This is a genomic window from Pseudomonas sp. NPDC089401 (genome assembly GCF_044749485.1).
Classification (GTDB): domain Bacteria; phylum Pseudomonadota; class Gammaproteobacteria; order Pseudomonadales; family Pseudomonadaceae; genus Aquipseudomonas.
On sequence record NZ_JBIVIA010000001.1, the window covers coordinates 204,033 to 227,462 of the forward strand.

General features: G+C 61.4%; 22 protein-coding genes. 10 read left to right on the forward strand and 12 right to left on the reverse strand.

Annotated features, from left to right (window positions below):
* Nucleotides 1-2: 2 nt before the first annotated feature.
* The 8 genes from rfbH to rfbB form a co-directional block, all read right to left on the reverse strand.
* The gene (rfbH, locus tag ACIP21_RS00920; RefSeq protein WP_400682903.1) at nucleotides 3-1,316 is read right to left on the reverse strand and encodes a lipopolysaccharide biosynthesis protein RfbH; all 1,314 of its coding nucleotides are present in this window, start codon (nucleotides 1,314-1,316) and stop codon (nucleotides 3-5) included.
* A 28-nt stretch (nucleotides 1,317-1,344) separates the two neighbouring features.
* A complete protein-coding gene (gene rfbG / locus ACIP21_RS00925) occupies nucleotides 1,345-2,430 on the reverse strand; it encodes a CDP-glucose 4,6-dehydratase (protein WP_400682905.1) in 1,086 nt (361 codons plus the stop codon).
* A gap of 7 nt (nucleotides 2,431-2,437) precedes the next feature.
* Nucleotides 2,438-3,211, reverse strand: a complete 774-nt coding sequence (gene rfbF, locus ACIP21_RS00930) for a glucose-1-phosphate cytidylyltransferase (protein ID WP_400682907.1) — start codon at nucleotides 3,209-3,211, stop codon at nucleotides 2,438-2,440.
* A 12-nt stretch (nucleotides 3,212-3,223) separates the two neighbouring features.
* Nucleotides 3,224-4,213: an FAD-binding oxidoreductase gene (locus ACIP21_RS00935; RefSeq protein ID WP_400682910.1), complete on the reverse strand. Its 990-nt coding sequence runs from the start codon at nucleotides 4,211-4,213 to the stop codon at nucleotides 3,224-3,226.
* A 761-nt stretch (nucleotides 4,214-4,974) separates the two neighbouring features.
* Entirely contained in the window at nucleotides 4,975-5,523 is a 549-nt protein-coding gene (gene rfbC, locus ACIP21_RS00940) for a dTDP-4-dehydrorhamnose 3,5-epimerase (RefSeq protein WP_400682913.1), read from the reverse strand.
* A complete protein-coding gene (gene rfbA, locus ACIP21_RS00945) occupies nucleotides 5,523-6,404 on the reverse strand; it encodes a glucose-1-phosphate thymidylyltransferase RfbA (RefSeq protein WP_400682915.1) in 882 nt (293 codons plus the stop codon). Before rfbA ends, rfbC begins: the two co-directional genes overlap by 1 nt.
* A 9-nt stretch (nucleotides 6,405-6,413) precedes the next feature.
* Nucleotides 6,414-7,319 carry a dTDP-4-dehydrorhamnose reductase gene (rfbD, locus tag ACIP21_RS00950; RefSeq protein WP_400682917.1) on the reverse strand — a complete coding sequence of 302 codons (906 nt, stop codon included), beginning with the start codon at nucleotides 7,317-7,319 and terminating at the stop codon, nucleotides 6,414-6,416.
* Complete coding sequence (rfbB, locus tag ACIP21_RS00955) at nucleotides 7,316-8,416, reverse strand: dTDP-glucose 4,6-dehydratase (protein ID WP_400682920.1); 1,101 nt, start codon at nucleotides 8,414-8,416, stop codon at nucleotides 7,316-7,318. Before rfbB ends, rfbD begins: the two co-directional genes overlap by 4 nt.
* Before the next feature lie 1,089 nt (nucleotides 8,417-9,505).
* Here rfbB and gmd point away from each other — a divergent pair.
* The 8 genes from gmd to ACIP21_RS00995 all read left to right on the forward strand — a co-directional run bounded on the left by gmd (nucleotide 9,506) and on the right by ACIP21_RS00995 (nucleotide 18,195).
* Nucleotides 9,506-10,537 carry a GDP-mannose 4,6-dehydratase gene (gmd, locus tag ACIP21_RS00960; protein WP_400682922.1) on the forward strand — a complete coding sequence of 344 codons (1,032 nt, stop codon included), beginning with the start codon at nucleotides 9,506-9,508 and terminating at the stop codon, nucleotides 10,535-10,537.
* Nucleotides 10,537-11,433: a GDP-mannose 4,6-dehydratase gene (locus ACIP21_RS00965; protein WP_400682925.1), complete on the forward strand. Its 897-nt coding sequence runs from the start codon at nucleotides 10,537-10,539 to the stop codon at nucleotides 11,431-11,433. Before gmd ends, ACIP21_RS00965 begins: the two co-directional genes overlap by 1 nt.
* Nucleotides 11,430-12,575, forward strand: coding sequence for a glycosyltransferase family 4 protein (locus tag ACIP21_RS00970; protein ID WP_400682928.1), 1,146 nt, complete (start codon nucleotides 11,430-11,432; stop codon nucleotides 12,573-12,575). The genes ACIP21_RS00965 and ACIP21_RS00970 overlap by 4 nt, the downstream gene beginning before the upstream one ends.
* The gene (locus ACIP21_RS00975; RefSeq protein ID WP_400682931.1) at nucleotides 12,572-13,681 is read left to right on the forward strand and encodes a glycosyltransferase family 4 protein; all 1,110 of its coding nucleotides are present in this window, start codon (nucleotides 12,572-12,574) and stop codon (nucleotides 13,679-13,681) included. The genes ACIP21_RS00970 and ACIP21_RS00975 overlap by 4 nt, the downstream gene beginning before the upstream one ends.
* A gap of 80 nt (nucleotides 13,682-13,761) precedes the next feature.
* Nucleotides 13,762-14,694, forward strand: a complete 933-nt coding sequence (locus ACIP21_RS00980; protein WP_400682933.1) for a UDP-glucose 4-epimerase family protein — start codon at nucleotides 13,762-13,764, stop codon at nucleotides 14,692-14,694.
* Entirely contained in the window at nucleotides 14,691-15,695 is a 1,005-nt protein-coding gene (locus ACIP21_RS00985; protein WP_400682936.1) for a glycosyltransferase family 4 protein, read from the forward strand. The genes ACIP21_RS00980 and ACIP21_RS00985 overlap by 4 nt, the downstream gene beginning before the upstream one ends.
* 42 nt (nucleotides 15,696-15,737) lie before the next feature.
* Entirely contained in the window at nucleotides 15,738-17,747 is a 2,010-nt protein-coding gene (locus ACIP21_RS00990) for a polysaccharide biosynthesis protein (RefSeq protein ID WP_400682939.1), read from the forward strand.
* A 118-nt stretch (nucleotides 17,748-17,865) separates the two neighbouring features.
* Nucleotides 17,866-18,195, forward strand: a complete 330-nt coding sequence (locus tag ACIP21_RS00995) for a ComEA family DNA-binding protein (RefSeq protein ID WP_400682941.1) — start codon at nucleotides 17,866-17,868, stop codon at nucleotides 18,193-18,195.
* A 57-nt stretch (nucleotides 18,196-18,252) separates the two neighbouring features.
* Here ACIP21_RS00995 and ACIP21_RS01000 read toward each other — a convergent pair whose 3' ends face one another.
* On the reverse strand, nucleotides 18,253-18,420 hold the full coding sequence (locus ACIP21_RS01000; RefSeq protein ID WP_400682944.1) for a DUF2897 family protein: 168 nt from the start codon (nucleotides 18,418-18,420) through the stop codon (nucleotides 18,253-18,255).
* A 150-nt stretch (nucleotides 18,421-18,570) separates the two neighbouring features.
* On the opposite strand from ACIP21_RS01000, the gene pyrF reads away from it, so the two are divergent.
* Together pyrF and ACIP21_RS01010 are read left to right on the forward strand one after the other, a co-directional pair.
* On the forward strand, nucleotides 18,571-19,272 hold the full coding sequence (gene pyrF / locus ACIP21_RS01005) for an orotidine-5'-phosphate decarboxylase (protein ID WP_400682946.1): 702 nt from the start codon (nucleotides 18,571-18,573) through the stop codon (nucleotides 19,270-19,272).
* A gap of 114 nt (nucleotides 19,273-19,386) precedes the next feature.
* Nucleotides 19,387-20,583: an O-antigen ligase family protein gene (locus ACIP21_RS01010; RefSeq protein WP_400682948.1), complete on the forward strand. Its 1,197-nt coding sequence runs from the start codon at nucleotides 19,387-19,389 to the stop codon at nucleotides 20,581-20,583.
* Here the strand turns inward: ACIP21_RS01010 and ACIP21_RS01015 are convergent.
* From ACIP21_RS01015 to ACIP21_RS01025, 3 genes are all read right to left on the reverse strand, one after another.
* Nucleotides 20,580-21,470, reverse strand: coding sequence for a glycosyltransferase (locus ACIP21_RS01015; RefSeq protein WP_400682950.1), 891 nt, complete (start codon nucleotides 21,468-21,470; stop codon nucleotides 20,580-20,582). The genes ACIP21_RS01010 and ACIP21_RS01015 overlap by 4 nt on opposite strands.
* A 216-nt stretch (nucleotides 21,471-21,686) precedes the next feature.
* Nucleotides 21,687-22,529: a 3-deoxy-8-phosphooctulonate synthase gene (gene kdsA, locus ACIP21_RS01020; RefSeq protein ID WP_400682952.1), complete on the reverse strand. Its 843-nt coding sequence runs from the start codon at nucleotides 22,527-22,529 to the stop codon at nucleotides 21,687-21,689.
* Between the two features lie 37 nt (nucleotides 22,530-22,566).
* Complete coding sequence (locus ACIP21_RS01025; protein ID WP_400682954.1) at nucleotides 22,567-23,406, reverse strand: lipopolysaccharide kinase InaA family protein; 840 nt, start codon at nucleotides 23,404-23,406, stop codon at nucleotides 22,567-22,569.
* Between the last annotated feature and the right edge of the window lie 24 nt (nucleotides 23,407-23,430).

Genomic DNA, 23,430 nt, shown 5'->3' on the forward strand with positions numbered 1-23,430 from the left:
AGTTAGAAACCAATCCCGAAGAATTCTTCCAGTTTTTCACCGACGAAGTCGAAATGTTCCTGCCCCAGCGAAGGCTGTACGCCCAGCCAGAAGGTCTGGTTCATGGTCCGGTCGGTGTTGGTCAGCTCGCCTACCACGCGGTATTCCACGTTGTGGAAGTACGGCTGACGGATCAGGTTGCCGGCGAACAGCAGGCGGGTGCCGATCTTGTGCTGGTCGAGGAACTTCAGCAGGTCGACCCGCTTGACCCCGGCGCTTTCCTTCAGGGTCACCGGGAAGCCGAACCAGGACGGCTCGCTGTTCGGGGTCGGCTCGGCGATTTCCAGGAAGTCGCTGAGGCTCGACAGGCGCTCCTTGAGCAGCTTGAAGTTGCGCTTGCGGGTTTCGATGAATTCCGGGGCACGGTCCAGCTGGGCCAGGCCACAGGCAGCCTGCATGTCGGTGATCTTCAGGTTGTAGCCCAGGTGGGCGTACACGTACTTGTGATCGTAGCCTTGCGGCAGGCTGCCGAACTGCTGGCCGAAGCGGTTGCCGCAGGTGTCGTCGCAACCTGGGGCGCAGTAGCAGTCACGGCCCCAGTCACGGAACGACTCGGCGATCAGCTTGAGCTGGGCGTTGTTGGTGAACACCGCGCCGCCTTCACCCATGGTGATGTGGTGCGCCGGGTAGAAGCTCAGGGTGGCGATGTCGCCGAAGGTGCCGACCAGCTTGCCGTCGTAGGTGGCGCCCAGGGCGTCACAGCAGTCTTCGACCAGCCACAGGTTGTACTTCTCGCAGATCGCCTTGACCTTGGCCAGGTTGAACGGGTTGCCCAGGGTGTGGGCAAGCATGATGGCCTTGGTTTTCGGGGTGATGGCGGCCTCGATGAGGTCGGCATCGATGTTGTGGGTGGCCATGTCGACGTCGACGAACACCGGGATGGCGCCGAACTGCACGATCGGGTTGACGGTGGTCGGGAAGCCGGCGGCCACGCCGATCACTTCGTCGCCTTTCTTGATGGCGCGCTCACCCAGCTTGGGCGAGGTCAGGGTGCTGAAGGCCACCAGGTTGGCCGACGAACCCGAGTTCACGGTGATCAGGTACTTCACACCGAGGAATTCAGCCAGTTTCTTCTCGAACTGGGCGTTGAAGCGGCCAGTGGTCAGCCAGCCGTCCAGCGACGCTTCGACCATCAGTTGCAGTTCACGGGCGCCAATCACCTTGCCCGAAGGAGGGATGACGGTTTCGCCCCCAACAAAAGGTTTGGCAGCCAGGGCCATCTGGGCATAGCGCTCGACGAGCTGGCTGATTTCCTGACGGAGCATATCGGGGGTCATAGTAGTTCCTGCTCAAGCTAATAGTTGTTTAGGCGCCAGAAGCCATGGCGGCCATGTAGCTGTTGATTTCGTCCACGCAGCGGGCGTGCATGTCATCGCCCTGTAGCCAGGCGCGGTGCCAGTTGACGATGTGGGTCAAGGTGGTTTCGAGGTTCCAGGTCGGTTCCCATTTCAGGTGGGCCCGGGCTTTGGAGATGTCCAGTTTCAAGTAACGGGCTTCGTGCGGTTGCGGGTCGTTGTCCAACTGCCAGCGAGCGCCATCGCCCCACGCCTGGACCATGTGGTCGAGGATCCATTCGACAGGGCGGGCGTCTTCGTCACGCGGCCCGAAGTTCCAGCCCTGCGCGACGGCGTGGCCATGCTCCCACAGCTGCTGGGCCAGGACAAGGTAACCGCTCAGCGGCTCCAGCACGTGCTGCCAGGGGCGGGTGGCCATGGGGTTACGCACCACCACCGGCTCACCCTTGGCCACGGCGCGGAGGATGTCGGGGATCAGCCGGTCGTCGGCCCAGTCACCACCGCCGATCACGTTACCGGCACGTGCAGAGGCCAGGGCCGGGGCGCTTTCGGTGTTGAAGAACGAGTTGCGGTAGGCACTGCTGATCAGCTCGACGCAGCCCTTGCTGTTGCTGTAGGGGTCGTGGCCACCCATGGGCTCGTTTTCACGGTAGCCCCATTCCCATTCCTGGTTTTCGTAGCACTTGTCAGTGGTGACATTGACGATCGCACGCAGGCTCGGGCACTGGCGAGCGGCTTCCAGCACGTGGACAGTGCCCATCACGTTGGTGGCGTAGGTTTCCACCGGTTCCCGGTACGACAGGCGCACCAGCGGCTGAGCTGCCATGTGAATCAGGATGTCCGGATCGAACGCGGTCATGCTTTCTGTGATGGCCGGCAGGTCGCGAATGTCGCCGATCTGCGAGGCATGCATGCCGCGCTCGACGTGCGCCTGTTCGAACAGCGACGGGGTGGTCGGCGGTGCCAGGGCAAAGCCCTTCACCTGTGCGCCCATGCCCTGCAGCCACAGGGCCAGCCAGCTGCCCTTGAAGCCGGTGTGGCCCGTGAGGAATACCTTCTTGCCTTGCCAGAAGGCGGCCGAGACGGAAGCTTTCATGTTCGCGTTATTCCCAGGATTTCCACGGCGCGGTGCCATTCTGCCACAGCTTTTCCAGCAGGTTCTTGTCGTGCAGGGTGTCCATCGGCTGCCAGAAACCGGCGTGTTCGTAGGCCATCAGCTGGCCGTCGTCGGCCAGGCCCATCAGCGGCTCCTGTTCCCACACCGTGCTGTCGGTGCCCAGGCGGTCGAGTACCTTCGGCGAAAGCACGAAGAACCCGCCATTGATCATGGCACCGTCACCTTTGGGCTTTTCCTTGAAGTTCAGAACCTGGCCATTGCTGATGTCCAGCGCGCCGAAGCGGCCTGGCGGGTAGGTGGCCGTCAGGGTCGCGTCCTTGCCGTGGCGCTTGTGGAAGGCGATGGTGGCGCTGATGTCCATGTCGCCGACGCCGTCACCGTAGGTGAAGCAGAAGGCCTCTTCGTGGCGCACGTAGTCGGCCACGCGGCGCAGGCGACCGCCGGTCATCGAGGTTTCACCGGTGTCGACCAGGGTCACGTTCCAGTCCTCGGCACGCTTGTCGTGCACCTCCATGCTGTTGTCTCGCATGTTGAAGGTGACGTCCGAGGTATGCAGGAAGTAGTTGGCGAAGTACTCCTTGATCATGTAGCCCTTGTAGCCACAGCAGATGATGAAGTCATTGATGCCGTGCGAGGAGTACATCTTCATGATGTGCCAGAGGATCGGCTTGCCGCCGATTTCGACCATGGGCTTGGGGCGAGTACCGGTCTCTTCGCTCAACCGCGTCCCCAGGCCACCTGCCAAAATGACTGCTTTCATGACTGCTCCTTGTTAGTTTGAGCTTACAAATGCATCGGAGTAAAAATGTTTGGCCGGCAAACCGGCGTCGGTCAGTGCGCTGCGGGCGGAATGAATCATGTCCTCCGAGCCGCAGGCATAGATGACCGCATCGGCAAGTTCGATGCCGTCATCGAGCAGTGCCTTTTGCACGTAACCTGTACGCCCAGGCCAGTCGGGGTGTGGCCGCGACAGGACCGGAATGAATTCGGCGTTGAGCCCTTCGAGTTGAGGCGTCCAGTAGATATCGCCGGGATGGCGCCCGCCCCAGTAGATGTGGATTTTTTTGCCGGCGGCCAGTTCGGGGTTGCCCAGCAACTGCTCGAGCATCGCCTTGACTGGCGCGATGCCGGTGCCGGTGGCGAGGAATACGATGGTGCCTGCTTCCGTGTCGCGCAGGCAGAAGGTACCCAGTGGGCCCTCCAGGCGCAGCAAGTCGTTGTGCTTGGCAGTGCCGAACCAGTATTGCGACATCATGCCTTGCTCGACTTCGCGGATCTGCAGCTCCAGCTTGCCGTCTTCGCGCTGGGCATTGGCAATGGAGTAGCTGCGGCGCAGACCGCCTTCACCGATCACGTCCAGATACTGGCCCGGCAGGTAGTCGAGCTTGCCGGTGGGCGGCACGCGTAACACTACCTCGACCACGTTGTCGGCCAGGCGGGTGATGCTGTCGATGCGGCAAGGCACGGTCTTGACCACGATATTGCCCAGGGCACCGAGGTCTTCTGCGTCGATTTCCACGTCGCTGGTGGCATGGCGGCAGCAGGTCAGGATCATCCCGGCGGCCCGCTCTTCGGCGGTCAGCGAGGTTTCTTCACGGAGGGCTTCAGTTTCACCGCAGACGACGGTGGTCTTGCACACGCCGCAGCGGCCGGTGCGGCAGCTGTATTCCAAAGTGAGGCCGGCGGCCTTGGCACTGTCGAGCAGTGATGTGCCGGATTCGGAACTGAAAGACTTCCCGTTTTGAAGTTTTACTGACGCCATTGAGGTTACCGGGTTTGAAGTTCTAATGGGCTACAGAAATTATCGTCTTGCCTTTGCCGGGTAGTCGTTCTTGGGCATGGCCCTGCAACGAAAGCCAGGTGTGGCAAGTCCTGTAAACAAGTTGTTCGAGGATTGGCCCGGCGACGGCGGGTACTCCGGCGGCGCTTCTGAAGTTGCATCGGGTCAGGGAGTCTACCACCGTGACGAGGCATTCAGGGTTGCAATTGCCGGACGGCAGAATGTATCGGAATTTTCCTGGGAAAAACTACCGGATGTTTCGTCAGAATGCGGGGGCACGGCTGGGGGCGCGCGAATCGCGAGCATATCTGTGCGCTACGAACGCAGGCTGGACCGCTCGGGACTATGGGTGTGAATGCAGGTGGGCGTAGCGCGCAGGCGCGCTGAGAAAATCCGTCTATCACGCTGAAATGCTTATCCGTGCAAATTGTCAGGGGCTTGTAGCCTTGGGCTCTAGCTCTCAAGGGGCAGCATCATAGCTGAGGCGAGCGCTTGCTGCACCAGAAGATAATCAAGGACAAGGTGGTTCCGCAGGCAAGTCTGCATGAAGCCTTTCTGGTGATGCCCTGTTAGCTGGTCGGCATGAGTGTGTCGCAGGCTGTCACAGTTGCACCCCGGGGATCACGAAGGCCGCACTGCCGAGGGGGTGCAATCATTACCGGCTCGAGCCTGTCATTGCGAGCCGCGCGGCCTCGGTAGCTCGCGCGGCAAGGTCCATCAGCATCCTGGCCAGTGCGCCCAGGTCAATCGAACAGTTCGGCGTCAGCCAGTGCCACGCCGAGCTGGTCCTTGCCGGACAGGCTTGGAGTGAAGTCGATCGGCCAGTCGATGGCGATTGCCGGGTCGTCCCAGGCAATGCAGCGCTCGCTGCGTGGGGAGTAGAACTCGGTGGTCTTGTAAAGGAACTCGGCGGTGTCGCTCAAGGTGACGAAGCCGTGCGCAAACCCGGGAGGAATCCACAGCTGGTTCTTGTTCTCGGCAGACAGCACGGCTCCAACCCATTTGCCGAAGGTGGGCGAAGAGCGGCGGATATCGACAGCCACGTCGAAGACCTCGCCTTGAACCACGCGCACCAACTTGCCCTGGGCGTGCGGTGGCGACTGATAATGCAGGCCGCGCAACACACCCTTGGTCGAGCGAGAGTGATTATCCTGGACGAAGTCGGGCCGCAGCCCCGTCACTTCGCTGAACACCGCACCGTTGTAACTTTCGTAGAAGAAGCCGCGGTTATCGCCGAATATCTTGGGGGTGAACAGGAAGACATCGGGAATGGCCAATGGAGTTGCATGCATCAGAATATCTTGACCTCAAGCAAGTTGCGTAGATATTGCCCGTAACCGTTTTTCAACAATGGCTGCGCCAGGCGTTCAACCTGCTCGGAGCTGATCCAGCCTGCGCGATAGGCGATTTCTTCAGGGCAGGCGATTTTCAGGCCCTGGCGACGCTCCATGGTGGCGATGTACTGGCTGGCTTCGAGCAGGCTGTCGTGGGTGCCGGTATCGAGCCAGGCATAACCGCGTCCCATGATCTCGACCTGCAATTGCTGTTGCTGGAGGTAGAGGTTGTTGAGGTCGGTGATTTCCAGCTCGCCGCGTGGCGATGGCTTCAGTTGCTTGGCAAGGTCGACGACCTGGTTGTCATAGAAATAGAGCCCGGTTACCGCGTAGCTGGATTTCGGCGCTTGCGGTTTCTCTTCGATGGATAGCACGCGACCGCTCTGATCGAACTCTGCCACGCCATAGCGTTCCGGATCCTGGACGTGGTAGGCGAATACCGACGCGCCGGACTCGCGGTTACCCGCATTGAGCAGCAGGGCCTGGAAGTCGTGCCCATAGAATATGTTGTCGCCCAGCACCAGTGCCGAGGTGTCGTGCCCGATGAAGTCCGCGCCGATGGTGAATGCCTGCGCCAGGCCGTCCGGGCTGGCCTGCACCGCGTACGACAGATTGAGCCCCCATTGGCTGCCATCGCCCAGCAGTTGCTGGAAGCGTGGTGTGTCTTGCGGCGTCGAAATCACCAGGATGTCGCGGATACCCGCCAGCAACAGCGTGCTGAGTGGGTAGTAGATCATCGGTTTGTCGTAAACCGGCAGCAGCTGTTTGGAAACAGACAACGTTGCGGGGTGCAAGCGGGTGCCCGAGCCGCCTGCCAGAATTATTCCTTTACGTGCCATAGAGGGTCCTTATGCCTGGATTTCGTCCAGCATGCGCTGCACACCTTGCTGCCAAGGTGGCATCTTGAGGTTGAAGGTGGTTTCGAGTTTAGCCAAGTCCAGGCGTGAATTGCGCGGGCGTGCGGCCGGTAGCGGATAATCTTCCGTGCCGATTGCGCCAATGCGCTCGGCAGGCACCTTGAATGACTGTCCTTGGCGGGCGGCATGGCTCAGTGCGAATTGCGCGTAGCGGTGCCAGCTGGTTTCGCCGGCTGCGGCCAGGTTGTAGATGCCGGAAAGCTGGCTCGCGCCCGGCTGGCTGAAGAGGTGCCGCAGGATGTGGGAGGTAACGTCTGCAATCAGGTCGGCGCCGGTTGGGGCGCCAACCTGATCGGCTACCACATCGAGCGTTTCGCGCTCCCTGGCCAGTCGTAGCATGGTCTTGGCGAAGTTCTGTCCACGTGTCGCGTAAACCCAGCTGGTGCGCAGGATCATGGCGTGGGCGCCGCTGGCGAGGATGGCTGATTCGCCTTCGCGCTTGGTGCGGCCATAGACGGACAATGGCCGGGTAGGCGCCTCTTCGGTCCATGGCGTGGTGCCGCTGCCGTCGAATACATAGTCGGTGGAGAAATGCACCAGCCACGCGCCCAGGGCCGCAGCTTCGCGGGCGAGCACCTGTGGCGCTTCGGCATTGATCCGCCGCGCCAGTGCCGGCTCGGATTCTGCCTTGTCCACGGCCGTGTAGGCCGCTGCATTGACGATGACGTCCGGGGCAAGCGTGCGGACCGTTGCCGCGAGGCCTTCCAGGTCGGCCAGGTCGCCGCTCAGGTCGGCTGTGCTATGGCGGTCAAGGGCAACCAGGTTGCCAAGGGGCGCGAGGGCGCGTTGCAGTTCCCAGCCGACCTGGCCATTCTTTCCCAGTAGAAGGATCTTCACTTGTTTCCTGACTCATAGTGTTTCGCTACCCAGTCGCGGTAGCTGCCATCCATGACATTGCGTACCCATTCCTGATTATTCAGGTACCAGTCGACCGTCTTGCGAATACCTGTTTCGAAGGTTTCCGCAGGTTTCCAGCCAAGCTCGCGCTCGATCTTGCGAGCGTCGATGGCGTAGCGGCGATCGTGCCCCGGACGGTCAGTGACGTAGGTGATCAACTCGGCGTATTGCTTGACCGGTTGGCCGGTCTGCTGATTGATCACGCCGCGATCACTGGGCGGTGCCAATTCATCGAGGAGGGTGCAGAGCGTGTGCACGATGTCGATGTTGGCTTTCTCGTTCCAGCCACCGATGTTGTAGGTTTCGCCACAAGTGCCTGCCTCGAGGACGCGACGGATACCGGAGCAGTGGTCTTCTACGTACAGCCAGTCGCGAATTTGCTGGCCGTCGCCGTAGACAGGGAGCGCCTTGCCCGCCAAGGCATTGACGATCATCAAGGGAATGAGTTTTTCGGGGAAGTGATAGGGGCCGTAGTTATTTGAGCAATTGGTCGTCAGTACGGGCATGCCATAGGTGTGGAAGTATGAGCGCACCAGATGGTCGCTGGCGGCCTTGCTTGCAGAGTACGGGCTGTTGGGGGCATAGGGCGTGGATTCGGTAAACGCCGGATCGTTCTGCGTCAGTGTGCCGTACACCTCGTCGGTGGATACGTGCAGGAAGCGAAATTCTGCTTTTTTGTCCTCCGGGAGGTTCTGCCAGTGGCTACGCGCGGCTTCCAGCAGGCGGAAGGTGCCAAGAACATTGGTCTGGACAAAGGCTTCCGGGGAAGAGATGGAGCGATCGACGTGCGATTCGGCAGCGAAATGCACCACTGCACGAGGTTTGTGCTCGTTGAAAAGCTGCGTCAGCAGTTCGGCATCGCAAATATTGCCGTGGATAAACCGATGTTGATCATTGCTGGCAAGCGCGCGCAAGTTGGCCAGGTTGCCGGCATAGGTCAGGGCGTCCAAATTGAGAAGCGGCTCGTCGTTCTGGGCGCACCACTGCAGGACGAAATTCGAGCCTATGAAGCCGGCACCTCCGGTAACAAAAATCATCTCAATTCCTCACTCAAGTTTTGAGAGTGTTGCACTATTTGTGTATCGGTAGTGCGGGTGGGTAATACATGCGTCGCATCAGCTGTGTGCGTGCGGCGTTGCCATGTCAAGTGGGTAGTATGCTGGGGGGGCGGAGAATCTTCAATCAGGCGGGTTGTGCTGGTATGTGGGCGTTTGCAGATTCCAGCTTGTGTAATGCGTGGAGCTTTGGCTGCTGGTAAACCCGACACGATGTTTGTTAAGGCATCTGCCTTGTATCTTCCTGGATCCTGCTCTAAAGAGGGGCGGGCCCCTGAGTGGCGGGCTCCATGCTGCCTGAAAGACCTTTTGTCGGTTTTTCTCTGGGGTTTCCGAGCAGGGGCATGGCGGCTGCGCTTCCAGGGCGGCGTCTACGGTGGAGGCAGCGAGGCCGGGTGGTTCAAGTCGACGTCTGCCTGGGAGGAAATCTGTCGGTCTCAAGTTATCAAGTTGCAGGTTTTTCAGTAGCCTGTAATGACTAATCAGGCATGTATATTTTTCGGTCGAGCCTACGTTTCGCCAAAGTTCGCGTAAGTGTGTCTCGTGGGTGGTTAGTGTTTTCTGCGGGCAGTCGCCTGGATGGCAAGGTCGTTAGTCCGGACTCGGTGAACTTCCTGAAGAATGTGCACTTGTCTGATGGCATGGGTTGCGTGAAGGGGTGGTTCCACCGCAGTCTGCCCAGTCGCCTGAAGTGGCATCGGAATAAACGCGGCAAAGCGGAATGCACAGGCGGTACGTCATCCTTCGAAATCGAGGTAAGGCGGTGTTTCTGGCGAGGGGGAGGCGAGATTCGGAAATTTCCTACGAGGTAGGTTATGGAATTTCAGCGCAGTGGAACTTAACCTGTACTCGCTGTCCGATTATTGCATCCGAATGCGCCCGTAAGCGGCTCGCTTGTGGGCTGTGCAAGAGGTTCCTTTACCCTCTGGCGCGGGTTCGATTTTTCCAAGTCGAGCACGTTGCCCAACCTATGTATACTGCCTCGAACCGCAGCGCGTGCGACAGGAATCGCCCGCGCCGGTCTGACATTCACACATGCCCGCACGGCACTATCGGAGTTGGTTAAGTCGCATGAAAGCAATCGTCACTGGGATCACTGGTCAAGACGGCGCCTACCTGGCGGAACTGCTGCTCGAAAAGGGCTACACCGTCTACGGCACCTACCGTCGCACCAGTTCGGTCAACTTCTGGCGCATCGAAGAGTTGGGCATCCACACCAACCCGAACCTGCACCTGGTCGAATACGACCTCACCGACCTGTCGGCCAGCATTCGCCTGTTGCAGACCACTGAAGCCACCGAGGTCTACAACCTCGCGGCGCAGAGCTTCGTTGGCGTGTCCTTCGAACAGCCGATGACCACCGCCGAAATCACCGGCCTGGGCGCGGTGAACCTGCTCGAAGCCATCCGCATCGTCAACCCGAAGGTACGTTTCTACCAGGCGTCCACGTCGGAAATGTTCGGCAAGGTCCAGGCGATTCCGCAGGTCGAGGACACCCCGTTCTACCCGCGCAGCCCTTACGGTGTGGCCAAGCTGTACGCCCACTGGATGACCATCAACTACCGCGAGTCGTACGGCATCTTCGCCACCAGCGGTATCCTGTTCAACCACGAGTCGCCGCTGCGCGGCCGTGAGTTCGTGACCCGCAAGATCACCGACTCGGTGGCCAAGATCAAGCTGGGCCTGCTCGACAAGCTCGAACTGGGCAACCTCGACGCCAAGCGTGACTGGGGCTTCGCCAAGGAATACGTCGAGGGCATGTGGCGCATGCTGCAGGCCGAGGTGCCGGACACCTTCGTGCTGGCCACCAACCGCACCGAAACCGTGCGTGACTTCGTGTCCATGGCCTTCAAGGCCGCAGGCATCGAAATCACCTGGAGCGGCAAGGACGAAGCCGAGCAGGGCACCTGCGCCGCCACCGGCAAGGTACTGGTCGTGATCAACCCGAAATTCTACCGCCCGGCGGAAGTCGAACTGCTGATCGGCAACCCAGCCAAGGCCAAGGAAGTACTGGGTTGGGAACCGAAAACCAGCCTTGAGGAGCTGTGCCGCATGATGGTCGAAGCCGACCTGCGTCGTAACGAAAAAGGGTTCTCGTTCTGATGCAAATGGCCAGCAAGCGCGCGCTCATCACAGGGATCCAGGGCTTCACCGGTCGCTACATGGCGGCCGAGTTGCGGGCCTGTGGCTATGACGTCATAGGGACGGGCAGCCAGCCGTTGCAGGCACCTGATTACCATCAGGTCGACCTCACCGACGGCCCGGGCCTGCGCGCCTTGCTGGCCGAACTGCAGCCGGATGTCATCGTGCATCTGGCTGCCATCGCCTTTGTCGGGCACGGTGCAGCCGACGCGTTCTATCAGGTCAACCTGGTGGGTACACGCAATCTGCTCGAAGCCATCGCGGCCTGCGGCAAAACACCGGACTGTGTGTTGATCGCCAGCAGTGCCAACGTTTACGGCAATGTTTCCGAGGGGATGCTGGACGAGCAGACGATGCCCGCGCCGGCCAATGATTACGCGGTCAGCAAGCTGGCCATGGAATACATGGCCCGGCTGTGGTTCGACCGTTTGCCGATCGTCATCACGCGCCCCTTCAACTACACCGGTGTCGGGCAGGCGGAAAACTTCCTGTTGCCCAAGATCGTCTCGCACTTCCAGCGTGCGGCCGAGACCATCGAACTCGGCAACCTGGACGTCTGGCGCGACTTCAGCGACGTGCGTGCAGTGGTGCAGGCCTACCGCGGTTTGATCGAGGCGCGCCCGGTGGGGCAGACGGTGAACGTCAGCTCCGGGCAAACCCATTCGCTGCGCGAAGTCATCGCCAAGTGCGCGGCCATCACCGGCCATCGGATCGAGGTGCAGGTCAATCCTGCGTTCGTGCGCGCCAACGAGGTCAAAACCCTCTGCGGCGACAACAGCCGCCTGCGCACATTGGTGCCGGGCTGGCAAACCCCATCGCTGGATGAAACCCTGGGTTGGATGCTTGCGGGGAAATGAAGCTCATCCTTTCTGTCGAGCCGGTCCGCTTTCCGCTCACCGGCATAGGGCGCTACACCTACGAACTGGCCACACGCCTGCAGAGCACCAGCGAAATCACCGAACTGCGTTTTTTCGCCGGGAGGCGCTTTCTCCCGGCCTTGCCCACCGCGTCGGACCAGTCCGACGCCGTGCATGGCCTGAAGCGCTTCGTGCAGAAGAACGCCTTGGCCGTAGAGGCTTACCGACGGTTGATGCCCATATTGCGCAAGCGTGCGCTGAAAGGGCATGAGGATCACCTCTACCACAGCCCCAATTACTACCTGCCCCCCTTCACCGGGCGCAGTGTGGCGACCTTCCACGACCTGTCGCCCTTCACCTGGGCGCACTGCCAGGCGCCACAGATCGCCCGCTACCTGCAGAAAGAGCTCAAGCTCACCCTGGAGCGTGCCGACGCGCTGATCACCGATTCACACTACACGCGTCAGGAACTGGCGGATTACTTCGCCTGGCCCATTGAACGCATTCATGCGGTGCCACTGGCCAGCTCGCCGGAATTCTATCCGCGCAGCGCCGAAGCCCTGCGTGAAGCGTTGGCCCGCCATGGCCTGGAGGCGGGCGGCTACAGCCTGTTCGTTGGCACGATCGAGCCGCGCAAGAACCTCGAGACGCTGCTCGACGCTTATGGCAAGTTGCCACTGGCGTTGCGCCAGCGCTGGCCGTTGATCCTCACCGGCTACCACGGCTGGCGCAGCGAAGCCATTCACCAGCGCATCAGCCAGGCGCAGCAGCAGGGCTGGGCCCGTTACCTGGGCTTCGCGGCCAGCGAAGACCTGCCGCTGCTGTACGCCGGTGCGCGGCTGTTCACCTTCCCGTCGCACTATGAAGGCTTTGGCCTGCCCGTGCTCGAAGCCATGAGCTCGGGCGTGCCGGTGGTGTGCTCCAACACCTCTTCGCTGCCAGAGGTGGCAGGGCAGGCCGCGCTGATGTGCGCGCCGGATGATGTCGACGGCCTGAGTGCGCTGTTGCAGCGGGGGCTGGAGGACGGTGTCTGGCGCCAGGCGGCAGTGGAGCAGGGATTGCGACATGCTGCCAGGTTCTCCTGGGAGCGTTGCGCCCAGGCCACCATCGAGGTCTATCGGAAGGTCAACGGGGCGCGATGATCAAGGTACTGCACTTCTTCAAAACCTATTACCCCGACTCCATGGGTGGTATCGAGCAGGTCATCTTCCAGATCGCCGAGGGTACCCGCACCCAGGGCATCGATGCCGAAGTGCTCTACCTCAGCGAGCGCGGTGCGGCACGCAACGAGCCGGTGGCCAACCACCTGACCCACCGTTCCAGGCTCGACCTGCACCTGGCGTCCACCGGTTTTTCCCTGTCTGCGCTCAAGGACTTCACCGAGCTGGCGCGCCAGGCCGACATCGTGCATTACCACTTTCCATGGCCGTACATGGATCTGGTTCATTTTCTTTCGCGCCTGAACAAGCCGACGGTGGTCAGTTACCACTCGGACATCGTCAAGCAGAAGTGGCTGCTCAAGCTCTATCAGCCGTTGATGTACCGCTTCTTCTCCAGTGTCGACCAGGTAGTGGCGTCATCACCCAACTATGCGGCGCACAGCCCGGTGCTGACGCGCTTCCAGGACAAGGTTTCGATCATTCCCTACGGGCTGGACCGGTCTACCTACCCGCGGGCTTCTGCCCGCAAGCTGGCGTACTGGCGCGAGCGGCTGGGTGAGCGCTTCTTCCTGTTCGTTGGTGCGTTGCGTTACTACAAGGGCCTCGACTACCTGCTGCAGGCGGCCAAGATCAACGGCTTGCCCGTGGCGATCATGGGTGGCGGCTTCCTGGAGGCGACGTTGAAGCAGCAGGCGACAGACCTTGAGCTGGGCAATGTGCATTTCCTCGGCGGCCTGCCGGATGAGGACAAGGCAGCCCTGCTCGAGTTGTGCCATGGCTTCGTGTTCCCCTCGCACCTGCGTTCGGAGTCGTTCGGTATTTCCCTGCTCGAAGCGGCGATGTACGGCAAGCCCCTGATCTCCTGCGAAATGGGCTCGGGCACCACCTTCATCAACCTGGCCGACCAGACTGGCCTGGTGGTACCGCCGCGCGATGCTCCGGCGCTGGCCCGGGCCATGCAGCGGCTGTGGGATGACCCGGCGATGGCCCAGGCCATGGGGGCAAAGGCTCTTGAGCGCTACGAGCAGGTGTTCACCGCACCGGCCATGGCGGCAGCCTATGCCGAGTTGTACCGCAGCCTGCTGTAGGCAGCTCCCGTGGTTACTGGTAGCTTGGCGCGTTTGCATTCGATCTTGTAACTTCGCTGACAGCGGTAAGAATAACTTTCATGGATAGACGAACGATTCTTGTCACCGGCGGCAGCGGTTTCGTTGGCAGTGCCCTGTGCCGCCAATTGAACGCCTTGGGCGTCTTCAGCGTCCGCGCCCCGTCACGCCGTGAGGGTGAGCTGAACGCCACGACCGATTGGGCAACTGCGCTGGCCGGTGCCGATGCGGTGATTCACGCCGCCGCACGTGTGCACGTGATGCAGGACAATGCCAACGACAGCCAGGCCGAATTCCGCCGGGTCAACGTCGATGGTACGCTCAATCTCGCCAGGCAGGCCGCGGCTGCCGGTGTGCGCCGCTTCATCTTCATCAGCTCGATCAAGGTCAACGGCGAGCTCAGCCAGCCCGGCCACCCCCTGGGCGCCGACGACACGCCTCTGCCGCAGGATGCCTACGGGGTGTCCAAGCACGAAGCCGAGCAGGGTTTGCTGCAGCTGGCAGCAGCCACCGGGATGCAAGTGGTGGTGATCCGCCCGGTGCTGGTCTACGGCCCGGGGGTGAAGGCCAACTTTCTCAGCATGCTGCGCTGGGTGCAGCGGGGCGTGCCACTGCCGCTGGGTGCGCTGCGCAACCGCCGCAGCCTGGTATTTGTGGGCAACCTTGTCGATCTGGTACTGGCCTGCCTCGATCATCCGCAGGCGGCCAATCAGGTATTTCTCGCCAGTGACGGCCAGGACATCACCCTCAGCCAGTTGCTGACGGCGATCGGCCAGGCGCTCGGGCGCCCGGCCCGGTTGTTGCCGGTGCCACCTGTGCTGCTTCATGCCGCGGCTCGGATGCTTGGGCGCGCTGATCTGGCCCAGCGCCTGCTGGGCTCGCTGCAGGTCGATATCACCAAGAACCGCAAGCTGCTCGGCTGGACCCCTCCCTACACGCTGGAACAAGGACTCGACGTGACCGCCCGTGCTTTCCTGGATACCCGACACCGATGATCTGGCTGATTCTGGCAGCCGGCCTGGCTGCCTGGGCAATGACCGCCGGCCTGCGCCGCTATGCCTTGTCCCGCAGCCTGCTGGACATCCCCAATGCCCGCAGCTCGCACAGCCTGCCCACGCCCCGCGGTGGCGGCCTGTCGTTCGTCGTTGCATTCATGCTGGCCGCGCTGGTCCTGGGCTGGCAGGGTGCAGTGGCGCCAGGGTTGCTGGCGGGGCTGCTCGGCGCCGGTGGCCTGGTGGCGGTGATCGGTTTCATGGACGACCACGGCCATATCGCTGCGCGCTGGCGCCTGCTAGGCCATTTCCTGGCTGCCGGCTGGGGGTTGTCCTGGATGGGCGGCCTGCCGCCGCTGCTGGTGTTCGGCTGGCCGCTGCACAGCGCCTGGCTGGGCGCGGTACTCGGCGCACTGTACCTGGTGTGGTTGCTCAACCTCTACAACTTCATGGACGGCATCGATGGCATCGCCAGCATCGAGGCCATTTGCGTTTGCCTGGGTGGCTGTCTGCTCTACGGGGTGGCGGGGCATGCCGAGGCCATGTGGTTGCCGCTGCTGCTGGCCGTCACGGTGGCTGGCTTCCTGTTCTGGAACTACCCGCCGGCGCGTATTTTCATGGGTGATGCCGGCAGTGGTTTCCTGGGGATTGTCCTGGGTTTGCTGGCGTTGCAGGCAGGCTGGGTAAATCCGCTACTATTCTGGGGATGGTTAATCCTTTTGGGTGTATTCGTGGTCGATGCCACCTTCACCCTGGGTCGCCGGCTGTTGCGCGGTGAGCGTGTCTACGAGGCGCATCGCAGCCATGCCTACCAGTATGCCTCGCGCCAGCACGGCAGCCATCGCTCGGTGAGCCTGGCGGTCCTGGCCATCAACCTCGGCTGGTTGCTGCCTGTGGCGCTGGCGGTGGTGGCATTCGGGATCGACGGCGCGACGGGAACCTTGCTGGGCTATGCACCTCTTACACTGCTGGCGATCAAATACCATGCCGGGAAGCGGGAGTAACATCATCATGCATACCGGGTATGGCACCTTGAGGAGGGCCGGATGAGCGAGGCAAAGAGTGACGGCGTGCGCCAGCACCTGGTGAACCTGTCGCGGCGGCAGAAGCGCCTGATACAGGTGTGCACCGATGTGCTGCTGATCTGGGTCGCCCTGTGGCTGTCGTTCATCGTGCGCCTGGGCATCGACGAGATGTACAACCCCATCCTCCAGCACACCTGGCTGTTCATGGCCGCGCCCGTGGTGGCGGTGCCGCTGTTCATCCGCTTCGGCATGTACCGGGCGGTGATGCGCTATTTCGGCAACGACGCGCTGATCACCATCATCAAGGCCGTCACCCTCTCGGCGTTGATCCTGGCGGTGGTGGTGTACTGGTACAGCAACCACAAGGTCGTGGTGCCGCGCTCGATCATCTTCAACTACTGGTGGCTGAGCCTGGTCATCATCGGTGGCCTGCGCCTGGTCATGCGCCAGTACTTCCTCGGTGACTGGTTCACCGGCAGCCATCAGATACCCTTCGCCAACCGCGACGACGGCCTGATCAAGGTCGCCATCTACGGCGCCGGTACGGCCGGCAACCAGTTGCTGGCGGCCCTGCGCATGGGGCGGGTGATGCGCCCGGTGGCCTTCATCGACGATGACAGCGAGCTGTCCAACCGGGTGATTTCCGGGCTGCAGGTGTACAAGCCCAAGCACCTGCAACAGATGATCAAGGAAAGCGGTGCCCAGGAAATCCTCCTTGCCCTGCCTCGTGCCTCGCGGGCGCGACGCAAGGAAATCCTCGCTTTCCTGGAGCCGTACCCGCTGCACGTGCGCAGTGTGCCGGCCTTTGCCGACCTGGCCAGCGGCCGGGTCAAGGTCGATGACATCCAGGATGTCGACATCGCCGATCTGCTCGGGCGTGACCCGGTACCGGCGCAGGAGGACCTGCTCGAGCGCTGCATCAAGCATCAGACAGTGCTGGTCACCGGTGCGGGCGGCTCGATCGGCTCGGAGCTGTGCCGGCAGATCATCGGTTCGCAACCCAGGACCTTGCTGCTGTTCGACCACAGCGAGTTCAACCTCTACAACATCCTCAACGAGCTGGAGCAGCGCGTCGCGCGCGAATCGCTGCCGGTGCGTCTGCTGCCGATTCTGGGTTCGGTACGCAACCAGCAACACCTGGCCGACATCATGGGCACCTGGCGGGTCGACACGGTCTACCACGCCGCGGCCTACAAGCATGTGCCGATGGTCGAGCACAACATGGCCGAGGGCATTCTGAACAATGTCTACGGCACCCTGTGCACGGCCCAGGCGGCGTTGCAGTCGGGGGTGGCCAACTTCGTGCTCATCTCCACCGACAAGGCGGTGCGCCCGACCAACGTGATGGGCAGTACCAAGCGCCTGTCCGAGCTGATTCTGCAGGCCCTCAGCCGCGAAGCGGCGCCGGTGATGTACGGTGACAGCAGCAAGGTTCGCAGAGTCAACAAGACCCGCTTCACCATGGTCCGCTTCGGTAACGTGCTGGGGTCTTCCGGCTCGGTGATTCCGCTTTTCCACCAGCAGATCAAGAGCGGCGGGCCGCTGACGGTGACCCACCCGAAGATCACCCGTTACTTCATGACCATTCCGGAGGCGGCGCAGCTGGTGGTACAGGCTGGTGCCATGGGGCAGGGCGGCGACGTGTTCGTGCTGGACATGGGCGAGCCGGTGAAGATCGTCGAACTGGCGGAGAAGATGATTCATCTCTCGGGCCTGAGCGTTCGTAGCGCCGGCAATCCGCAGGGTGATATCGCCATCGAGTTCAGCGGCCTGCGCCCGGGCGAGAAGCTTTATGAAGAGCTGCTGATCGGCGATGACGTGGCGCCTACCGTGCATCCGATGATCATGTGCGCCAACGAGGATTACCTGGCCTGGGACTTGTTGCGCGAGCGTCTGGGGGCCTTGCTCAAGGCGGTGGCGGAAGACGACTTCAGCCGGGTGCGCCAGTTGTTGCGCGAGTTGGTCAATGGCTATTCGCCGGAAGGAGATATTGTCGACTGGGTGTATCAGCAGCAGCGGCAAGACAGGTAGCGCGATTTCCTACAGCCTGCGCAGTGTTCGGCGCTTACGACGCCTCCTTCGAATGGGTAGTTTTATCTGGCAGCCATGGAAATGCTGCCTCGTAAACTGACTCGAAGGAGTGTCTGTCATGCGCAATACCGTTCTTTCCTACCTGCTCATGCCGCTGTTCGCTGGCCTGGCGTTTTCCGTGAACGCTGCACCTGCCAGCGCACCCATCGCTGATCCCGTACCGCTGGTCAGCCAGCAAAAAAACGCGTCCCCGGTGCTCAACCTCAACCAGGCGGATGCCGTAACCCTGCAACGGCAGCTCAACGGGATCGGCAAGGCAAAGGCGGAAGCCATCGTGGCCTACCGTGATGCCAACGGGCCGTTCGCTTCGGTGGATGAACTACTGGAGATAAAAGGAATCGGCAGCGCCCTGCTGGAGCGCAACCGCGACAGGCTGAGCGTGGAATAAAGGCGCCTGTTGCATCGAGCGCTGCTTTCGCCGCGCTCGATGTCTGACACGCCATGCCTAGCGGTCCTGTGCGTCCTTGGCATCGGCCTCGGCATTGCGCTCATGGACCTTTCGCAATTGCTCCTCGGTCAACGGTACTTTCTTCGCTGTATCGCGCAACATCATCAGCCCGCCAACGATTGATCCCAGGGCTATGATGAGTATCAGCCAGGCATACCAAGGCATGTGTGATTCTCCCATTCTCGGAAAGCGCATCGCTTGTATGAAATTCGAGCGACGGCGCCACTCGTTGGTTCCATTATAGGATCCTGCCCCTGTCTGACCAAATCTCGCGTACAATGCGCGCCGTTTTCGACTTGCCAAAGAGACCTCGACATGTCCGCCTGCCAGACGCCCCTGATCGTCGCCCTGGATTTTCCAACCCGTGACGCCGCCCTCGAGTTGGCCGACCAACTCGACCCTGCGCTTTGCCGCGTCAAGGTTGGCAAAGAGCTGTTCACCAGCAGCGCCTCGGGTATCGTCGAGACCTTGTGTGCGAAAGGCTTCGAAGTGTTCCTCGACCTCAAGTTCCACGACATTCCCAACACCACCGCCATGGCAGTCAAAGCCGCCGCCGAGATGGGCGTCTGGATGGTCAACGTGCACTGCTCGGGTGGCCTGCGCATGATGTCGGCCTGCCGTGAAGAGCTGGCCAAGCGCAGCGGCCCGCAACCGCTGTTGATCGGCGTAACCGTGCTGACCAGCATGGAGCGTGAGGACCTGGCCGGTATCGGCCTGGATGTCGACCCGCAGGAGCAGGTACTGCGCCTGGCGGCCCTCGCCGAGAAGGCTGGCATGGACGGCCTGGTATGCTCGGCGCTGGAAGCTCCGGCTCTGAAGGCCGCACATCCGTCGTTGCAACTGGTGACACCAGGCATTCGCCCGGCAGGCAGCGCTCAGGATGATCAGCGGCGTATCCTGACCCCAAGGCAAGCCCTGGATGCTGGTTCGGACTATCTGGTCATCGGCCGTCCTATCAGCAAGGCGGCAGACCCTGCGAAAGCATTGGCTTCGGTAGTGGCCGAAATCCTGGCTTGAGTTCGCTGTCGCGCGGTTACGTGACGGGTTTGTTCGATTGTCATCATGCTCTGCGATTTTTAAACTGGGTTGCAGGGTGAACTGGAAAAATCACTATCGGAACGAGGGCGATTGATGGCAATTGATATACCGATCGAGGGCAGGGTTCAACGTTGTGCCAGCTGGATCAATGGCTATCTCCTGCCAGTAGGGTGGATGGTGATCCTGACTGGCATGTTCTGGGCCTGGGATCGCACGCTGTACCACAAGCTCTACTATTTTTTCGTGGCTGCACCTACGTTGATCGTGCTGCTTATGCAGCCGCGCCAGCTCAAGGCCCTGGTTGCAAATCCGTTGTTCATCGCCTTCCTGGTCTTTAGCGGATACACCCTTGCTTCAATCGCCTGGTCGGACACCGGCAACTCGGTGGGCAGCCTGGTCAAGCGCCCCTTGTATATTGCGATGTTGCTGTTTTCGGCCGGTATCATCGCGCTCAGGTCGCCTTCGCAGCTACTTCAGTGCACCTACCTCGCGGCCGTCTTCGCGGCGCTGGCGGCGGGTTTGTCACTCGCCTATTTCGTCTTCTCCGGGCAGGTCGAGGCGAGCGGTCGTCTGGACGGTTACGGTGCTCTGTACAACCCATTGCTTACCGCCCATGTGTTCGGGGCGTTCGCCTCTATCTGGTTGGCGCACTGGTTTTGGGCGCGTAACGCGTTGAGTCCGCTGCCGCTGGTTTGCCTGGCCCTGTTGGGGGCGGCGATCCTCGCTACCGGCTCACGGACTCCCTTGATCGGTCTGGCGGCGGCTTTGGGGTGGCTCATCCTTGTAGGCAACCGCAAGCGGGGTGTGATCGCCCTGGCCGTGGCGGCTGTGGTGCTGCTCGCGGTGGCTTGCCTGTATCCGGAGGCCATTACCCAGCGTGGTGTTTCCTATCGACCGGCAATCTGGATGGACTCACTTCGCCAGATTGCTGAGCATCCATGGTTAGGGCATGGCTATGACTCGCCCATGACCGTGATCATCCCAGGGATGGAAAAGCCCCTTGCCGACCCGCACAACATTGAGCTGGGGGTGTTATATGCAGGGGGAGTCGTGGGGTTGGGACTGTGGATGGTGCTCTACGCTCTGGCGATCTACTTCTGCTGGACTTACCGCAGGCATCCGGGGGTGACGCTTGCGGCAGCCTGGTTGGTTTTCGGCTTTGCCTCTGGCTTGACTGAAGGCAGTGCGTTCATGTCGCGCCCCAAGGAGCACTGGTTCCTGATCTGGCTGCCGATGGCCATGGTCTATGGCCTCTCACTGGTCTATTGGGCGCGCAAGCGGCCTGCTTAAGACCAGATCAATCGCCAGATACCGCGGAACGTTTTCCTGTTCCAGTACCTGACCGGGATTTGCGCAAGGATTTCCCGGGCCAGCCCTTTGTCACGATTGGCGTACTTGAGCACCATGGAGTTGCGGAACTTCATACAGACCTGCTCGTACTGAGGATGGCTCGCGAACACGGCATAAGTCTTCAGGACGTTGTCGACCATGAAGCGCCCGTTCTTGAAGGTGTTGGTGGGGTGGTCGCGATACTGCGCCAGTACCTCGCCGAGAACGTCGATGAAATAACCCGCATGGGCAATCGACAGTTCGATGTAGACGTCTTCGAGGCGGATCTTGTCGTGGAAGCCGCCGACTTTCTCCAGTGCCTCGCGCCGAAGCATCAGGGTGGCGGCCATCGGCCCGGGTTTGCGATCCAGGAACAGGTCGTCGAAGTCCAGGCGGCGAAACGGCAGGTTTCGGTTGCGCTGCTCGCGGGCACCCATGACCTGGCCATTCTGATCGATCGTTTCGATGTTGGCCGAGCAGATGCCGACTTCAGGCTTGCCTTGCATGTAGGCCACCTGGGTGGCGATGCGGTGAGGCACCATGATGTCATCGGAGCCGAAAGGTACGATCAGGTTGCCCCGGGCGCGTGCAATCGCTTCGTTGAGGGTGCGTGCCAGGCCTTGGTTGGCCTGTAGCTTCAAGTCGAAGCCATGCTTTGCCTGCAGTTCACCGAGCAGGGCTGGGCTTTCATCTTTCGAGCCGTCATCGATGACCAGCAGTTCGATGTTCTGGTAGGTCTGGTTGATGACGCTGAGGATGCTCTCCTCGATATAGCGTGCGTGGTTGTAGGACGCGATGATCACTGTCACCAACGGTGTGTCAGGAGCATCGTGACATTGGGCGTGCATAGTAGAGCCTCTGAAAATGCTTCTTTCTAGGACGGTGCTCGACGCACGGGGCGAGCGCGAACTTCAATGGGCCTGGCTGCAGCATGGGCGTGGCTCATGCGTAATGACCGTCCTGGTCAAGCCGTAAGGTGAGTCTAATCGACTTCAGGAATGGGGCAATGGCAAAGGGCTCTCATGCGTGTGCATGAAAGCCCGTTGTGCAGCAAACCCTCGCCGTCAGGCAATTGTCAGTGCCGGGAACGACTTCACCAGATCATCCAGCGCCTTGATCTGCGCCAGGAACGGCTCCAGCTTGTCCAGCGGCAGCGCGCTTGGCCCATCGCACTTGGCCTGGTCCGGATTCGGGTGCGCCTCCAGGAACAGCCCTGCCAGGCCAACGCCCATGCCGGCGCGCGCCAGGTCGACCACCTGCTCGCGACGGCCACCCGAGGCAGCGCCGGACGGGTCGCGGTTCTGCAGGGCGTGGGTCACGTCGAAGATGATCGGCAGGTTGTCACAGGTACGCTTCATCACGCCGAAGCCCAGCATGTCCACGACCAGGTTGTCATAGCCCATGCAGGTCCCGCGATCACACAGGATCAGCTGGTCGTTGCCGGCTTCCTTGAACTTCTGCACGATGTTCTGCATCTGCGAAGGGCTGAGGAACTGCGGCTTCTTGATGTTGACCGGTTTGCCGGTCTTGGCCAGGGCTACGACCAGGTCGGTCTGGCGGGCCAGGAAGGCGGGCAGCTGCAGCACATCGACCACCTCGGCCACCGGTGCGCACTGGTGGATTTCATGCACGTCGGTGATGATCGGTACGCCGAACTCGGCTTTCACCTTCTCGAAGATGCGCAGGCCTTCTTCCAGGCCCGGGCCGCGGTAGGAGTGGATCGAGGAGCGGTTGGCCTTGTCGAAGCTGGCCTTGAACACGTAGGGGATGCCCAGTTTCTCGGTGACGCGGACGTACTCGGCGCACGCGGTCAGGGCCAGGTCCTCGGACTCGAGGACGTTGATACCGCCGAACAGGACGAACGGGGCGGTATTGGAGCATTCGATAGTCTGGGTGATCTTGATCATTTTCTACTCTGTGAAGTCATGGGGTAGCCATGACGCTCTAGCGGCGGCTGTCGGGCAGGCCGCTGGTGAAGATGTCGCGGCGCTCCAGGCGCCCGATGTCTTCGTGCTTGGCGAGCGCATACACCCGATTGAAGGCGGCGCGTTGCACTTGCGGGAAGTACTTGGCGAGCGCGCATTCTACCGCTGCATCATAGTCCGCTTCGGTGATGTAGCGGTAGATTTCTCGGTAGTAGAAAAATCCGAACTGGAAACCCAGGGTTTCGCTGAGGTAGTCGGTGGGCCCGGAAAAGCTGTTTTCCAGGTCGATGGCTTGCGCTTCACCCTGCTCAGGAAGCATGACGTTCGCCGCCCACAGGTCCATGTGGGTGATGCCCTGGGCGTGCAGGGCATGCAGCAGCTCGAAGGTGGCCTGCATGACCTGGTGCACGGTCTCCGGCGCTTCGCGGACCTTGGTCATGCCGTCCACATGCCCGGTCAGCAGTTCGGTGATGAGAAAGAAGTCCTGCATCAGGCCGAGCTTCGAGCGGCTGTAGCCGAAGCCCTTCAGCTCCGGCACTCGCGCCCCGCGGCGAGCGGCTTCGCGGGTGTTGATCAGCTCTTCCAGGGACCAGTCGTACATCCCGTTGCGTTTCGGGGTACCACGCTGAATGCGCCATTTCTTTTTCAGCGAGTCGAGCTTTTCACGCTTGGTGAACAGCTTGCTGGCGGTGCAGTCGAGGGGGGCGCTGACGCGTTTGGCCGAGGGGGACCGCTCGATCAGTTGCTCCAGGGCCTGCCGGGTATGGTCGGGGATGGGGGACTGGAAGTGCAGGGTGGTGTCACGATACCGAAGGGTGTGAGGGTATTCGTCTTTCCAGATTTGTGAGTCGCCTACCACACAACGTCCTTGTAGTATCAAAGA

Bases quoted from the DNA above. Each gene is read 5' to 3' on its own strand.
- ACIP21_RS01015 (WP_400682950.1), bottom strand. From the start codon at position 21,470: ATGCACGCCCAATGTCACGATGCTCCTGACACACCGTTGGTGACAGTG.
- ACIP21_RS00965 (WP_400682925.1), top strand. From the start codon at position 10,537: ATGCAAATGGCCAGCAAGCGCGCGCTCATCACAGGGATCCAGGGCTTC.
- pyrF (WP_400682946.1), top strand. From the start codon at position 18,571: ATGTCCGCCTGCCAGACGCCCCTGATCGTCGCCCTGGATTTTCCAACC.
- ACIP21_RS00980 (WP_400682933.1), top strand. From the start codon at position 13,762: ATGGATAGACGAACGATTCTTGTCACCGGCGGCAGCGGTTTCGTTGGC.
- ACIP21_RS00995 (WP_400682941.1), top strand. From the start codon at position 17,866: ATGCGCAATACCGTTCTTTCCTACCTGCTCATGCCGCTGTTCGCTGGC.
- rfbA (WP_400682915.1), bottom strand. From the start codon at position 6,404: ATGGCACGTAAAGGAATAATTCTGGCAGGCGGCTCGGGCACCCGCTTG.
- rfbC (WP_400682913.1), bottom strand. From the start codon at position 5,523: ATGCATGCAACTCCATTGGCCATTCCCGATGTCTTCCTGTTCACCCCC.
- ACIP21_RS00985 (WP_400682936.1), top strand. From the start codon at position 14,691: ATGATCTGGCTGATTCTGGCAGCCGGCCTGGCTGCCTGGGCAATGACC.
- ACIP21_RS00975 (WP_400682931.1), top strand. From the start codon at position 12,572: ATGATCAAGGTACTGCACTTCTTCAAAACCTATTACCCCGACTCCATG.
- rfbB (WP_400682920.1), bottom strand. From the start codon at position 8,416: ATGATTTTTGTTACCGGAGGTGCCGGCTTCATAGGCTCGAATTTCGTC.
- ACIP21_RS00935 (WP_400682910.1), bottom strand. From the start codon at position 4,213: ATGGCGTCAGTAAAACTTCAAAACGGGAAGTCTTTCAGTTCCGAATCC.
- rfbF (WP_400682907.1), bottom strand. From the start codon at position 3,211: ATGAAAGCAGTCATTTTGGCAGGTGGCCTGGGGACGCGGTTGAGCGAA.
- ACIP21_RS01010 (WP_400682948.1), top strand. From the start codon at position 19,387: ATGGCAATTGATATACCGATCGAGGGCAGGGTTCAACGTTGTGCCAGC.
- rfbG (WP_400682905.1), bottom strand. From the start codon at position 2,430: ATGAAAGCTTCCGTCTCGGCCGCCTTCTGGCAAGGCAAGAAGGTATTC.
- ACIP21_RS01000 (WP_400682944.1), bottom strand. From the start codon at position 18,420: ATGCCTTGGTATGCCTGGCTGATACTCATCATAGCCCTGGGATCAATC.
- gmd (WP_400682922.1), top strand. From the start codon at position 9,506: ATGAAAGCAATCGTCACTGGGATCACTGGTCAAGACGGCGCCTACCTG.
- ACIP21_RS00990 (WP_400682939.1), top strand. From the start codon at position 15,738: ATGAGCGAGGCAAAGAGTGACGGCGTGCGCCAGCACCTGGTGAACCTG.
- ACIP21_RS00970 (WP_400682928.1), top strand. From the start codon at position 11,430: ATGAAGCTCATCCTTTCTGTCGAGCCGGTCCGCTTTCCGCTCACCGGC.
- rfbH (WP_400682903.1), bottom strand. From the start codon at position 1,316: ATGACCCCCGATATGCTCCGTCAGGAAATCAGCCAGCTCGTCGAGCGC.
- kdsA (WP_400682952.1), bottom strand. From the start codon at position 22,529: ATGATCAAGATCACCCAGACTATCGAATGCTCCAATACCGCCCCGTTC.